The organism is Sphaerisporangium sp. NPDC049003, from assembly GCF_043197795.1.
Lineage (GTDB): Bacteria > Actinomycetota > Actinomycetes > Streptosporangiales > Streptosporangiaceae > Sphaerisporangium.
In genome coordinates, this window is sequence record NZ_JBICTU010000001.1 from 212,459 (window position 1) to 224,956 (window position 12,498).

Below are 12,498 nucleotides of genomic sequence, written 5' to 3' on the forward strand. Positions count from 1 at the left end.
AAGTTGATATTGCTTGCGCTAGCGAGCCCGCCAAAGGGATCAAAGATCATTTTGGTGGGGGGTGGGTCGCATGGTCAGATCGAGGCAGCCGAGGCTGGTGCGCAGGCTGGAGGAGGCATCCAAGGTCGTCAGGGCGACGACCGGCCTGCTCAGGCAGATGTCGGGCCTGCTACGCCAGCTCGTCATGATGGTCGGCTGGCTGGTGCTGCTGGCCGGTTCCGTGCGCCTGCTCGTCGACCCGCCTTCGACCCTGTCACCGGAGCACTTCGTCGCCCCCGGCGCCGGCGCGGCCGCCGTACTCCAAGGCCTGATCAAGCTGCCCGCGAGGTGGTGGAGGCCGGAACCGCCGAGCCTCACCGACCTCATGGACGCGGCACGGGCGCCCGAGACATGACAACGACCATCGGCGTCCCTCGACCCCGGCAGGGAAGCCGCGGCCGGTGGAATTAAGGAGAGGCGCCGGTCGGTGTGGTGGTGTCAGGATGCCGGGGTGGAGGCGATTCTTCGGGCTGCGAGTGATGTGGCCGGTGTCGAGATTTTTGATCCGATCGACCTTGGAGGGAGCTCGCGCAGTACCGTCCTGCGGTGCCGTACGGCCGCAGGGGGAAGCGTCATCGTCAAGGCGTTCACCAGCGAGCCGGAGGCGCTGCGTGCCTTCACGGGCGAGGCGGCCGGGCTTTCGCTGCGGCTGGCCGGTCCTGAGCTGCTGGGTGTGGACGCCTCCGTCCCCCTGGTGGTGATGAAGGATCTCGGTGACGCGCCGACGCTGGCGGACGTACTGCTGGGGGACGATCCCAAGGCGGCCGTGGACGGACTGCTCGCGTGGGCGCGGGGGCTCGGGCGGCTGGCCGCCGGGTCGGTGCGTCGACGTGCGGACCTCGCACGCATGTGGACCATGTACGACAAGGGCATGCCGTCCTGGGGAGACGACCCGTGGATCGCGCGGAACGCCGCCGAGCTGCTCACTCTGCTGACGGCGGCCGGCATCGCGGTGCCGCCGGGGCTGCCCGAGGAGCTGGCGGGCATCGGGACGGCAGGTGGGGAGAGGTATCCGGCGTTCACCCCGGGCGACACCTGTCCCGACAACAACCTGCTCACCCCGGACGGCCTGCGGCTGCTCGACTTCGAGGGCGCGTGCTTCCAGTCGGTCTTCATGACGGCCGCGTACTGCCGGATGCCCTTCTCCAGTTGCTGGTGCGTCTTCGTGCTGCCTGCCGGGTTGGCGGAGGAGATCGAGCAGGCCTACCGCGCCGAGGTCGTCGATACGTACCCGGCGCTGGCCGATGACGCCGTGTGGCGGGCCGGGGTACGCGAGGCGATCGCCGTCTGGACGGTGGAGGCGACGGTACGGCTGCTCCCGCGCACCGCGGAGGACAAACCGCTGCACCGCACCCGGCGCCCCGCGCCGACGATGCGCCAGCTCCTGCGGCACCGCTGGGAGATGGCGAGCACGCTGGACGACTTCCCCGCGTTCGCGGAGACCATGCGGCTACTCCTCGCGAAAGTGGCGGAGGAGTGGAACGTATCTCCGCTGCCCGGCTACCCCGCCTTCAGCGAGGCAACACCCGGATAAAACCCGCCAAATTCTGTAAATCATAACATTTCGGACATGGATATGGCCAGGCCCCGAAACGCAACCGGGAGGATCGCGTTTCGGCACCCGCTCTATTGTGAGCGGCCTGTTATCGGAGCCCTCGCGACCCCGGCATTTGGCGATCTATGCTGGCTCGGAACCACGCAGCAGCCCCCACTGCACTGGAGATACGCACGTGCGAGAAGGCCGTTGGACGACGATCACGCCTTCCCAGTATCAGCATGAGCGCGAAGCACTCGAACACGTCCGTACGCTACTCCCCGATGCCGAGCCGTACCGCGCCTGGTCCAATTTCACCTTCACCGCCAACGCCGGTCCCGTCCGCGAGGTCGACCTGTTCGTGGCCGCTATTTCGACAATCCGCCACACTTTGCCGACTTCACGGCCAAGCAGCTCAAGTCGCTCCTGCAGAAGGCCGTCAGCGGACCGGCTGACCCCGCTTTCCTCGCCGGCCTCTGCGAGGTCCAGCCATGGGTCCGCCAGTGGCACGACGACTTCGACCCGCTGTACGACGGTAACCCCGCGGACGTCTACGAGGGTTTCCTCACCCAGACCCGCGCCCGCCTGCACCTCAGCGGCGACGACCTCACCACCTGGCGCCCTCCGAAGCACACCCGCACCCACGGGGACGCATAATTCCGACAATGCACCCTCTACCGCCTTCCTGCTCTAGAAAGGCGACTGCATGTGGGGTCTACTTGACATGGCTCCACCTAACCGGATCTCCCCCACGGCGAAGGTTACGGCATGAGACTGGTGACGGCCACCGGGCGACAACTCAGCACAGCCGAAGCCAAAAAAGGACTGGCTTTGCGTGGCGTCCTATTTTTCGATCAAGCCACCATAGAAGAGGTCAGGTCCTTTTTGCGTGATTGGACCGTGCCGTATCCACATCCGCATGAAAGCAGCCCTGGCATCACCGTGATCGAACCCACAGGCGTCGAAGACAAGAACGGCAAAGGCTTCACAAACCAATCTCTGCCATTGCACACCGACCGCGCTCATGCCAGCGTCCAACCGACCATAGTGGGCTGCCTCTACACGGCGCTTGCATGCGAAGGAGGGGAGTCTCTCCTCCTGGACGGCGCCCGCGTAATCAGGAGAGCCAGAGAGAAGCAGCTGCTCACCAACCTTGACAACGTTGTCCTGCTCGCGCCAGGACATCCGTGGCTTCCTGTCATCAAGGTCTCGCGCGGCTCCGAGCTCTGGCGCATCAGGTACAGAAACGATGCGCTGGCACGCCCCCATGCTGCGACGGTCCGGGCGAAGCCCCTGCTGAACCTGCTACGCGAGATGCCGGCACCGGCTGATCACGTCTTCGCCCCAGGCCAGGGCTATCTGATTCACAACCTGCGGGTCCTGCACGGCCGACGGTCATTCAGCGGAGATCGCAGAGCACTCAGAGTGCTGGCCACCGTTGCAGGGTCGTCAGAATACGCCTATCTGAACGACGGCTTTCACTTACGGGCAGAGCACCGCACCGGCGAGACCAGGGGCTGAGCTTGCGCGAGTCGAGACGGTTCACCGAGGTGATTCAGCACCTCAAAGCCCTGCCGGAACAGAGGTCTCCGGAGTTTCCCCAGGCCATTCGGGATGTCATCGAGCGGATCCCCGACCCGGAGGAGACGCTCCAGGGCATCCTGCAACTGCCCAGGGTTGAGCACTCGATCCGCTTCTGCGCGTTATACGGGGTGCTGCTCCGATTGCGCAGAGAGGAACGCCACAGCGAATACGAGCACACTGTCGTGCGTTATGCCAAGCGATTCGATAAAGAGCTATATTTCCCCACCTTCCTCGCGATAATAGAGCGTAACCGGGGAGATGTGGCGAGTCTCAGAAAGGCTGTCGAATATTCACGTCGCGCAGCAGGAGACATGCCGGACGTCGCCGGGGTCGTACATCAGGTGGCCGCCTTCATGGCAGAATACCTTGAGCGAAGAGCGGAGCCTCCGACGATCAATGAGGTCGAAGAAGCGGAGCGTTGCGCTGACGTGGCCATAACGTCAACCAATGGGCGGATCGCACACTATCACGAGACAAAAGCACGCATTCTTACACTTCGGCATGAGTTCGACTCCGCGCGCATATCCCTCACTCGGGCCATAGAACTGGAGCCTCGTCGGAGCCGCGATTACCACAGGCGACTGGTGCAGTACCAGACCACACGAATGCGCATCGACATGGTGGAGCAGCAGGCACGTTGGCATGAGATGCAGGAGAGCAACAAGCGGGAGCTGACGGAGTTCAAGAACCAGCAACTACAGCTTCTGGGACTGCTCGCAGCCGTGGTCGCGCTCATCGCCGCCGGGGCGAACATCGCAAGCCAGAGTAAGCCTGCCGACGGCATCCTGCTCATAGAGGTGATGGCCGGGGCAGTCGTCATCGTGTTCTCGACGTTTTCACTGATGGCGGCCCGCTCACTGTGGCGCGTGCTGGTCTCCTTCGCCGCAGGCCTGGCCCTGATATTGATTCCCCATATCTTCGGACGGTGACACCACTGTGAAGGTTCTGGATATCACAGACAGCCCCGGTTCCCTAACAAAGCCGACCGAGGACAGGGTGGGCGCATCAGGCAATCTGGCCTGGGTGATCGACGGTGCGACGGACTTCAGCAACGAGAGAACCCTGCCCGGCATCTCGAATGTCCAGTGGCTGGTGCAACTCGTCGACCAAAGCTTGCACGACCTCGGAGCAGTGAATAAGTTCACTATGGTCGCCGAGGTCTTCGACCGTCTGGGCGAGATGGTACGTTCCGAGCTTGCCTCTCTGGCCACTGATGAGCTGCGCAACCATCCCTGCTGCTCGATCGGCCTGGCCGCCTTTGACGCCGATTCCGTGGAAGTAGGCCGGATCGGTGACTCCACTCTGGTCACTTATCGGGGAGACCGCGTCACCAGGGAGGTCAGTACGGACTTCTTCGACGCGCGCGAGGCACAAGCAGTCGAGCAGTCACGGACGGCCCTGCAGACCAGGCGGGCGATTATGGCCGGGATATTCGCCCGGCGCACTGAGTACATCAAGGGAGTCCACGCGGAGTCTGTTTTCTCGGGCCACCCCGAAGCGGTCTTCAGAGTTCATCGGGAGACTGTTCCCTTAACTGAGGCGGAAACTGTGCTGATCTGTACCGACGGCTTCGCCCGAGCAGTCGCTGATTATCGGATATTCGCGGACTGGCAGGAGCTGGGCCAACATGGCCGCCATGAGGGCCTCGGCAGGATCACGTCCCTGATCAGGCAGTACGAGGCGGATTCCGCTGGCATGCCGCCGGGCCCGAAGTTCAAGAGTTCTGACGACGTGGCGGCCATCCTATTAGCAAACGAAAGCAGGAGATGAACATGGACGGCCCGGACCGCCTCCGTAGTAATGGCATGCCGGAGTACCTTGTCGAGCGGAACCCCGGCTACTTCGAGTACCAGCTCCCGATATCCGTGAAACTTGTCGTCGACATGGGCGGCAAGATCCCCCTGCTCATGAACGAGCGCGACGAATGGGAGCTCCCCGGCGGGAAGCTTGAAGTTGGGGAGACACCGGAGGTGTGCGTCTGCCGAGAGGTGTTCGAGGAGCTCAATATAACCGTGACGGTTGAGGAGATCGTAGATACCTGGGTCTACGAGATCACCCCGCTGCGCCATACGTTCATTGTCAGCTACGGGGCGACTTACAACGGCGACGAACAGGTGCGCAGCTCCAACGAACACAAGAGACTCGGGCTCTTCGCCTACGCCGACGTGCCTGCTCTGCACATGCCGGAACCTTACAAGCGAACGATCCAGAGCTGGCAGAGTCTCCTCGCGAAACGGTGATTTCAGATCCGAGGAGTCGGCCAGGATCAAGCCCCCTCCACTCTGATCGTCGACCAGGAGCAGAACCACGGATGGAAGGCCGACCGGCTGACCCCGCTTCTCGCCGGCCTCCGCGAGGTCCAGCCATGGGTCCGCCAGTGGCACGACGACTTCGACCCGCTGTACGACGGTAACCCCGCGGACGTCTACGAGGGTTTCCTCACCCAGACCCGCGCCCGCCTGCACCTCAGCGGCGACGACCTCACCACCTGGCGCCCCCCGAAGACATCCCGCACTCGCAAGAACCCGCCAAACGTACAGCAGGCAATCCTTCTTCCGTCCCCACCGAAGTGATCGCCGAGCAGATCAGGGCGGGCGACTCCGAAGAGTTGATCTCCGAGTTGTACGAACTGTCGCCCGAAAAGGTGCGTGACGCAGTCTTGTTCGAGAAGCGCCGCAGCGCCTGACCTTCTGGAAAGTCGTGCCCTCCACAGACCCACGTAGTGTGCGCTTTTTCGTTGACGAAACCTCCCTCGGTGTCGGCCGGGCGCTGGCCTTGCTTCGCCGGGACGTCATCCATACCAACCATCGGCTCATCCCCGAAGTGCCTCTTGACACGCTGGACGACGACTGGATTCCTGAGGTGGCAGCCAGGGAACTGGTGGTGATCACGCGCGACAAGCGCATCCGTACGAAGAGTTCGGAGTTGCCAACCAGCAGACTGGTTGGCAACTCCGAACTGGCGTTAGACGCCCAATCGCGTGTGCGGACGTACGGCCCTTGCGCCCCTGGCGCCGCCAAAGGCTCCTCGTGTTGCTGGAGGAGAGGCTAGAAGTCGAACTCACCCTTCTTCGCTCCGTCGATGAAGGCGTCCCAGACACTGGCGCTCACCACGAAGGGCTCCTTGTCGGGTGCCTCGGTGTCCCGCAGCCCGACCCGCCCACCTGACAGCGGAGCCACCTCAAGGCAATCCCCCTGGTTGGGTCCGCTCTTGGTGGCCTTGCGCCAGGCCGCGCTCTTCAGCTCATCACTCAGGTCCATAGTTTCTCCGCCTCCCTGATCAACTCGATCGAACCAGGCTGGGGCTGGGCCTCAGCTCGTACGGTGTCATAACTGCTCTGGATCACCTTGACGTCTTCCGGACTGTTTGACACCTGCCCGTGAGTCGCGGATTCGATGTACACGGTATCCGGACTATCGGGCATCTGCGCGATGACAAATCCCCCGAGCAACCCTGTGGTGACCCCGAGAGCCGTAGGAACGACTTGAATTCCGACGTGCGGCGACTCGGCGGCTTCAAGGAGCCGACGGACCTGGTTTCGCATGACCTCGTTTCCGCCCACCGGCCGATGAAGCACTCCCTCGTCTATCACAGCCCAGAGCATCGGCGGAGCCTCACGAGCGAAGATCCGCTGCCGCTCCAAACGGGCAATTACGGCTTTCTCCACTTGTCCGGCGGTTATCCCGGCTTCTCCGCGAATGATCGTCCGCGAGTAATCCTCCGTCTGGAGCAGACCTGGAACGACGAGCGGTTGCCATGTGTGAAGCGTGTGAGCCTCCTGTTCGATTTCGAGCCAGCCGCGAAACCACCGAGGGCTGGTGTCCCGGGTCAGCCGGGTCCACAAACGGATGAGACCGCCGCCGGCCCCCAGGGCATCGTCACACCGTTGGGCCAGGTTGCGGCTCGGGGTGCGTTCCCCTCGCTCGACGAAGGCCAGCAGGCTTCTGCTGAACTGCGTTACCTCCGCCAACTGTTCCTGGGTGACGTTAGCCTGCATGCGGCATTTGCGGAGTTCGGCACCGAAAATGGCGAGCGACTTGACCGATGGGTCATGGGATGAGCGTACGGACATTTCAACTCCGACGGACGGCGGGGCTGGCCAGGACGGGAATGGCTCGGAAATGGCACAGATCTCGGCACAAAAGTGTCACAGGGGTGTGCCCGATTTCCTGATGCAGAAGGTAGCCGTTTGCCGTCACCCTGTGAAGAGCACCGAGAAACACGGAAGCCCTTAGCAGGGCCCGCTCCTATATATGCACTTGTGCCATTCGATGGCGTCGCAAGAATTGCTTGATATGTCCGGATAAGGGGGTGCAAATCGAAGATCGAGACGTCGAGCAGGCGTATCCCTAGCGGATAGCCCTCGTATCCGGCGGAGACGGACTTGTCACCGGCTGGCAAGCCGCACCTGGTTACCAACTACAGGGGAAACCGGGGGCCGCGCACCCGCCGTACGAAGGCGCCGATTTCGCCGTCCCACGACCCGCCGTACCGGCGCCAATCAGGAAGCCGCTCGGCGAGGTGCCCGACCAAGCGGCGGCCAGAGCGAGCGGACCCACCGGAGCGATGGGGGCCCCGCCCATGGACGCCACGGTCGGGAACGGATGCCTACCGGAACACGACGATCAACCCGCACCGCACGCCGATGACCACCGGCAACGCACGCCGTACATGAGGCGGGGCTCGCCACGGCACGGCAGGCCGGACAAGCCCCTTGACCGGACTCTGGAGGTCCGACCTGATGCACAAGCCTAGTAGAGGATGCCGTTCCACCAGGGAGGTTCGAGTGATCCGGGTCCGCTGGCACGCCGATCACCCGCCGATGCCGCTCGGCTGCCGCTGGTGCGGGCACCCGCCGTACGCTCACGAGGCGGCGAGCCTCCCCCACCGGCCTCATCACGACTGGGAACAGCCCACCCCCGCGCAGACCCACGCACGCATGAACGTGCGGCGGCGCCTCGGGATGTGCGGCCGCCCGCCGATCGCGATGCCGGTACGCCCGCTCCTCCGGCCGGAGCCTCCCTTGGCCGCCGCCGGACGGTCCCCGGCCGGCTTCCCGGGACACCACCGGAGGCAGGAGCATCCTGTGCCACCGGCAGGCGTACGGTCCCCGCGTGGACGGCCGCCGACCACGCGCGTCCCTGCCGGCGGGCGTGGGCCATACCCGGGACAAGCGGCATGAGCGCGCCCGGCACCCGGACCCTGCGCGGCGGTCGGCATCGGCGAAGCGTGCCTCCGGCGCAGGTGCTCCCTCGGCGATGGGACGCGGCCAAACGGGCCTCCGCCCACCAACTGGACCAGCTCGAACCCGGGTGGGCGGTCTGGTACGGCGTGGGCGCGCGGCGCTTCTACGCCATCGCGACCTGGCCCGCACCGGAACCCCTCATCGTGCAGGCACGCACCGCCGACGAACTGCGCGCCCTGATACGCGAAGCGGAGCGGGAGGCATCGTCCCGTCCCCGCCTCGTCGCGGAGAAGACCTCTCGTTCCCTGGCCGACCGGGCCAGGCCCGCGCCCCCTCCGCCCCGCCCCATCTCACCGTCATCTCAAGGAGCCCTGATGACCGAAGCCCCGGACGGCCTGCGTACGGTCTGCTGGGACCTCCCGCCCGACCTGTCGATGATCGGCAAGACCCGCGCCCTGGTGAACGAGATCCTCACCATCTGGGCGCTGACGGCGCTCGCCGACGACGTGGTCCTGGTCGTCGGCGAACTACTTGCCAACGCGATCACCTACGGCGAGCCCCCGGTCAGGCTGTCCCTGTGGCTGGGGCGCGGCGAGCTGTGCGTCCGCGTGACCGATCACGGTCCCGACCACCCCCGTCACCTGGACCTCGGCATCGAGGCCATACACGGCCGCGGCCTGACCATCGTCGACGCCCTTGCCCACGACTGCGGCCTGACCCCGCTCCCCGACGGCCCCGGCAAGACCGTCTGGGCCCGGTGGCGCCTGTCCTCTCAAACGGCAGAAGCCTCGCCACCCACCTGACGCCGACTACCGCGACCGGGAACCGGACGGACCGATGTGGCTTCTCGACCACAGCAGTGCCCGGCAAGCCTCGCGGGCAGCCCGAAGTGCCGTTGGGCAGCGCCCTTCACGGGGATCCGCTTCGGCCCTGGAGGCTTTCGACCAACGCGGCGATGGCGGCGCTCAACTCGGTGTCCATGCCGCCCATGCTCGCGGGCCGGCTGATCGTCCGCAGCCGGACAGCAGGACGCCCCTGCCTCCACGGAGGACAGGGGCGCTGCGGTGCGCGGGTTCAGTCGTGGATGTAGACGTCAGCCGCCCGAGATCGCCGAATCGATCCCAGGGATCTGCCGTTGAAGAGGCGTTAACAGAACGGCGGATCGCGGGCCTGGCACCTCCTCTCCGCGGGTTTCGTCGACACCGACGGCGGCATGCTCTTCATCGGGCCCGCGGCCGAGAAGGTTCTTCGGACACCGCCACTTCATGGAACTCACCACCGTTTTCACCGCCGCACCGCAGTTCACCGTCCTGCACGGCCGTACGGAACTCGGCCGTACCGACCCGTCGCTGCTCTCCGACCGCGAGGCAGGCCCGCGCCTGCTCCTCCTCGCGGGCCGGAGCTGGCGGGTCACCTGGATCGACTGGAAGCGCCGCCGCTGCTTCGTGGAAGCGGCGGAACGCGGCGGGCGCGCCCGATGGCAGACCGGCGGACTTCCCCAAGGAGCCTCTTTCCCGCTCATGCAGGCGATACGTCAGGTACTCCTGAGGACCGACGTGACCAGGCAGACCTGGAGGTCCGCCGTCGGGAACGCGGCCGTGGGCCTGTGCCTGCCCGAACCGGACTCCAAGGCCATCGAAGGCCTGAAGTTCAACGCCGCCCTCCCGCCACGGCTCGCCGAGCGCACCCTGGCCGCCCGGCTCGCGGACCCTGACGGAGCCACCGCCATACTCAACCTGCCGCAGCGATTCCTCACCAGCAGCCCCTGACCTGCTCTTCACCCGGCACTTAGGCGTATGCGAGGGAGGATTCCGGCTGTCTTTCGAATATGCAACCCATATGCCTCATTTAGCCGGCATATGGGTGGTTGATTAGTCAAGGGGAGGGCATGCTGTGTTAATACGGCCCCATGCGCGGGTGCGTGGCCTGGTGGCGAGGAGGGGCTGATGCAGCCCACGTTGATCGGACTCTCGGACGGGGTGTCCCCCCGCGCACGGGTACGCCTGGCGGGTGACCTGCGGGCGCCGGGGCAGCTCACCGTGGAGGACCTTCGGGGCATGCCGCAGCGGGAGGCGGAGGCGACGTTCCTCTGCCGGAGGTCGGGGGTACGGCGGCACCACTTCGCCGGTCCGCTTCTGGTGGACGTGGCCCGCGCGGCCGAGCCGACCTTCGACGCGTCCGGGCGTAAGGACCGGCTGCGGTTCCTGGTCTCGGTGCTGGGGGGCGACGGTCACCACGCGGTGCTGTCGTGGGGGGAGATCGATCCGGAGTTCGGCAACGCGGAGGTGCTGCTGGCCGTCCAGATGGACGGGCGGGACCTGGACGAGCAGGGGCCTCACCTCGTGGTGCCGGGCGACCGGTGCGGGGGCCGGCACATCAGCAGGATCGTGGAGATCCGCATCTGCGCCGACGCCTCCACGTGGAGCGACCCCCGTCACTGACCCGAAGCTGGACCATCACCGCCCCTTGCCATGACCACCCCGTTTCCGGTCATAGCTTTCGACCCAGTGGCTTTCGGCCCAGACCCGCTATGCGGCCGGCGTCAGGGAAGTCCTCGAAAGCTGACTGACCGGACACCCTTCCGTTCGAAAAATCTCATCGTCCGCGAAGGAAAACCCCGGTCGGTACTGCCGACCTCCGCAGCCGTTCCCCCGAGCGTTGGCTACCCGGGCCGTACGGCGATAAAACCCAGCCAGCCGATACTTAGCGTGACAAATCTCAAGATTCCATGCTGTATACCTCGACTTATGCGCAAAGCCGCGTTTAGCCGCCGCTGCTCTCGGTAACCAGACTCCCTGCCGCCCAACGGAGGTAAGCCGATGCGGGTTCTGGGGATCAACGCCATGTTTCATGATCGGGCAGCGGCGCGATGAGGATCGCCATGGTGTCCGAACATGCCAACCCGCTGGCCGCGGCCGGAGGGGTGGACTCGGGCGGGCAGCACGTCCACGTCGCGGGCCTCGCCGCCGCGCTCGCCACGCTCGGGCACGAGGTGACGGTCTACACGCGGCGCACGGACAAGGACGACCCCGGCACGGCCCCGATGGCACCGGGCGTGACCGTCGAGCACGTTCCCGCGGGGCCGCCCGAACCGGTCCCCAAGGACGAGCTCCTGCCCTACATGCCCGCCTTCGCCGCCTACCTCGCGCGACGCTGGCAGACCGAACGGCCCGACGTGGCGCACGCCCACTACTGGATGAGCGGGATGGCCACGCTCACGGCGGCCGGCGAGCTGGGCGTACCGGTCGTCCAGACGTTCCACGCGCTCGGCGCGGTCGAACGGCGCTGGCAGGGCACGGCCGACCCCAGCCCCCCGAGCCGCGTCGCCATCGAGTACGACATCGGGCAGCGCGCGTCCGCGGTCATCGCCACCTGCACCGACGAGTTCAAGGAGCTCACGGCGCTGGGTGTGCCGGTCGACCGTGTCACGGTCGTACCCTGCGGCGTCGACCTCGGGCTGTTCCGCCCGGACGGCCCCATCATGCGGCACGCCGACCAGAACGGGTACATCCGGATCCTCAGCATCGGCAGGCTCGTCCCCAGCGAGGGCGTCGACACGATCATCGAGGCGATGCCGCACGTGCCAGGAGCCCATCTGATCATCGCGGGTGGCGAGCCCGGCGACGACGAGGCGCTGCGGCTCGGCAGGCTGGCCACCGCGTCCGGCCTGGACGGGCGGGTGCGCCTGATCGGCGGCGTGGACCGCGCGGACGTACCCGCCCTCATGCGGTCCGCGCAGGTCGTGGTCGCCACGCCGTGGTACGAGCCGTTCGGGATGGTGCCGCTGGAGGCGATGGCCTGCGGGGTCTCGGTCGTCGCGTCGGCGGTCGGCGGGCACCTGGACACGGTGGCCGGCTGCGGCGTCCTGGTGCCCCCGCGACGCCCGAGGGTCCTCGCCGAAGTGCTCCGCGACCTGCTGGCCAGGCCCGACACGCGTACCTCGCTCGCCACCGCCGGGATGCGGCGCGCGCGGTCGAGGTACGGCTGGCCGCTCGTGGCCGCCCAGACGGAATCGGTGTACCGCGGCCTGGTCGGCGACCGCCTGGACAGGCTCGCCACGGCGGAAGGTTGAGGCCATGCTCCTTCCCCGGACTCGACGGCCCGATGCGGGCCTGCTGGAGATCGGCACCGAAGCGCTACTGGATGCCGTCGTGAA

The 12,498-nt window shown here is 66.1% G+C and carries 15 protein-coding genes; 13 read left to right on the plus strand and 2 right to left on the minus strand.

What is annotated here, in order from left to right; genetic code table 11:
* Nucleotides 1-70 precede the first annotated feature (70 nt).
* The 9 genes from ACGFIV_RS01180 (at nucleotide 71) to ACGFIV_RS01220 (ending at nucleotide 6,208) form a co-directional block, all read left to right on the plus strand.
* Nucleotides 71-394: a hypothetical protein gene (locus ACGFIV_RS01180; protein ID WP_358558647.1), complete on the plus strand. Its 324-nt coding sequence runs from the start codon at nucleotides 71-73 to the stop codon at nucleotides 392-394.
* A gap of 96 nt (nucleotides 395-490) precedes the next feature.
* Nucleotides 491-1,573 carry a hypothetical protein gene (locus ACGFIV_RS01185; RefSeq protein ID WP_358558649.1) on the plus strand — a complete coding sequence of 361 codons (1,083 nt, stop codon included), beginning with the start codon at nucleotides 491-493 and terminating at the stop codon, nucleotides 1,571-1,573.
* Between the two features lie 426 nt (nucleotides 1,574-1,999).
* A complete protein-coding gene (locus tag ACGFIV_RS01190) occupies nucleotides 2,000-2,230 on the plus strand; it encodes a DUF7008 domain-containing protein (RefSeq protein ID WP_392831107.1) in 231 nt (76 codons plus the stop codon).
* Nucleotides 2,231-2,341: 111 nt separating this feature from the next.
* The gene (locus tag ACGFIV_RS01195) at nucleotides 2,342-3,094 is read left to right on the plus strand and encodes a TauD/TfdA family dioxygenase (protein WP_358558650.1); all 753 of its coding nucleotides are present in this window, start codon (nucleotides 2,342-2,344) and stop codon (nucleotides 3,092-3,094) included.
* A 2-nt stretch (nucleotides 3,095-3,096) separates the two neighbouring features.
* A complete protein-coding gene (locus ACGFIV_RS01200; protein WP_358558652.1) occupies nucleotides 3,097-4,086 on the plus strand; it encodes a hypothetical protein in 990 nt (329 codons plus the stop codon).
* A 7-nt stretch (nucleotides 4,087-4,093) separates the two neighbouring features.
* Nucleotides 4,094-4,927 carry a protein phosphatase 2C domain-containing protein gene (locus tag ACGFIV_RS01205; RefSeq protein WP_392830889.1) on the plus strand — a complete coding sequence of 278 codons (834 nt, stop codon included), beginning with the start codon at nucleotides 4,094-4,096 and terminating at the stop codon, nucleotides 4,925-4,927.
* Between the two features lie 2 nt (nucleotides 4,928-4,929).
* Nucleotides 4,930-5,397 carry an NUDIX hydrolase gene (locus ACGFIV_RS01210; RefSeq protein ID WP_358558656.1) on the plus strand — a complete coding sequence of 156 codons (468 nt, stop codon included), beginning with the start codon at nucleotides 4,930-4,932 and terminating at the stop codon, nucleotides 5,395-5,397.
* A 6-nt stretch (nucleotides 5,398-5,403) separates the two neighbouring features.
* The gene (locus ACGFIV_RS01215) at nucleotides 5,404-5,730 is read left to right on the plus strand and encodes a DUF7008 domain-containing protein (protein WP_392831109.1); all 327 of its coding nucleotides are present in this window, start codon (nucleotides 5,404-5,406) and stop codon (nucleotides 5,728-5,730) included.
* Nucleotides 5,731-5,881: 151 nt separating this feature from the next.
* Entirely contained in the window at nucleotides 5,882-6,208 is a 327-nt protein-coding gene (locus tag ACGFIV_RS01220; protein ID WP_358558658.1) for a hypothetical protein, read from the plus strand.
* On the opposite strand, the gene ACGFIV_RS01225 is transcribed toward ACGFIV_RS01220, so the two are convergent.
* Together ACGFIV_RS01225 and ACGFIV_RS01230 are read right to left on the minus strand one after the other, a co-directional pair.
* Nucleotides 6,205-6,417 carry a DUF397 domain-containing protein gene (locus ACGFIV_RS01225; protein ID WP_358558660.1) on the minus strand — a complete coding sequence of 71 codons (213 nt, stop codon included), beginning with the start codon at nucleotides 6,415-6,417 and terminating at the stop codon, nucleotides 6,205-6,207. The two genes, ACGFIV_RS01220 and ACGFIV_RS01225, sit on opposite strands and share 4 nt — an antisense overlap.
* Entirely contained in the window at nucleotides 6,408-7,229 is an 822-nt protein-coding gene (locus tag ACGFIV_RS01230; RefSeq protein ID WP_358558662.1) for a helix-turn-helix transcriptional regulator, read from the minus strand. Before ACGFIV_RS01230 ends, ACGFIV_RS01225 begins: the two co-directional genes overlap by 10 nt.
* 1,106 nt (nucleotides 7,230-8,335) lie before the next feature.
* Between ACGFIV_RS01230 and ACGFIV_RS01235 the strand changes: the two genes are divergently transcribed.
* The 4 genes from ACGFIV_RS01235 to ACGFIV_RS01250 all read left to right on the plus strand — a co-directional run bounded on the left by ACGFIV_RS01235 (nucleotide 8,336) and on the right by ACGFIV_RS01250 (nucleotide 12,414).
* Nucleotides 8,336-9,145: an ATP-binding protein gene (locus ACGFIV_RS01235; protein WP_392830895.1), complete on the plus strand. Its 810-nt coding sequence runs from the start codon at nucleotides 8,336-8,338 to the stop codon at nucleotides 9,143-9,145.
* A 462-nt stretch (nucleotides 9,146-9,607) separates the two neighbouring features.
* Nucleotides 9,608-10,111: a hypothetical protein gene (locus tag ACGFIV_RS01240; protein WP_392830898.1), complete on the plus strand. Its 504-nt coding sequence runs from the start codon at nucleotides 9,608-9,610 to the stop codon at nucleotides 10,109-10,111.
* Nucleotides 10,112-10,288: 177 nt separating this feature from the next.
* Nucleotides 10,289-10,783, plus strand: coding sequence for a hypothetical protein (locus tag ACGFIV_RS01245; protein WP_358551843.1), 495 nt, complete (start codon nucleotides 10,289-10,291; stop codon nucleotides 10,781-10,783).
* Between the two features lie 440 nt (nucleotides 10,784-11,223).
* Nucleotides 11,224-12,414, plus strand: a complete 1,191-nt coding sequence (locus tag ACGFIV_RS01250) for a glycosyltransferase (RefSeq protein WP_392830901.1) — start codon at nucleotides 11,224-11,226, stop codon at nucleotides 12,412-12,414.
* Nucleotides 12,415-12,498: the final 84 nt, after the last annotated feature.

Coding starts and splice junctions, on each gene's coding strand:
- ACGFIV_RS01180 (WP_358558647.1), top strand. CDS start 71: ATGGTCAGATCGAGGCAGCCGAGGCTGGTGCGCAGGCTGGAGGAGGCA.
- ACGFIV_RS01195 (WP_358558650.1), top strand. CDS start 2,342: ATGAGACTGGTGACGGCCACCGGGCGACAACTCAGCACAGCCGAAGCC.
- ACGFIV_RS01210 (WP_358558656.1), top strand. CDS start 4,930: ATGGACGGCCCGGACCGCCTCCGTAGTAATGGCATGCCGGAGTACCTT.
- ACGFIV_RS01225 (WP_358558660.1), bottom strand. CDS start 6,417: ATGGACCTGAGTGATGAGCTGAAGAGCGCGGCCTGGCGCAAGGCCACC.
- ACGFIV_RS01230 (WP_358558662.1), bottom strand. CDS start 7,229: ATGTCCGTACGCTCATCCCATGACCCATCGGTCAAGTCGCTCGCCATT.
- ACGFIV_RS01235 (WP_392830895.1), top strand. CDS start 8,336: ATGAGCGCGCCCGGCACCCGGACCCTGCGCGGCGGTCGGCATCGGCGA.
- ACGFIV_RS01240 (WP_392830898.1), top strand. CDS start 9,608: ATGGAACTCACCACCGTTTTCACCGCCGCACCGCAGTTCACCGTCCTG.
- ACGFIV_RS01245 (WP_358551843.1), top strand. CDS start 10,289: ATGCAGCCCACGTTGATCGGACTCTCGGACGGGGTGTCCCCCCGCGCA.
- ACGFIV_RS01250 (WP_392830901.1), top strand. CDS start 11,224: ATGGTGTCCGAACATGCCAACCCGCTGGCCGCGGCCGGAGGGGTGGAC.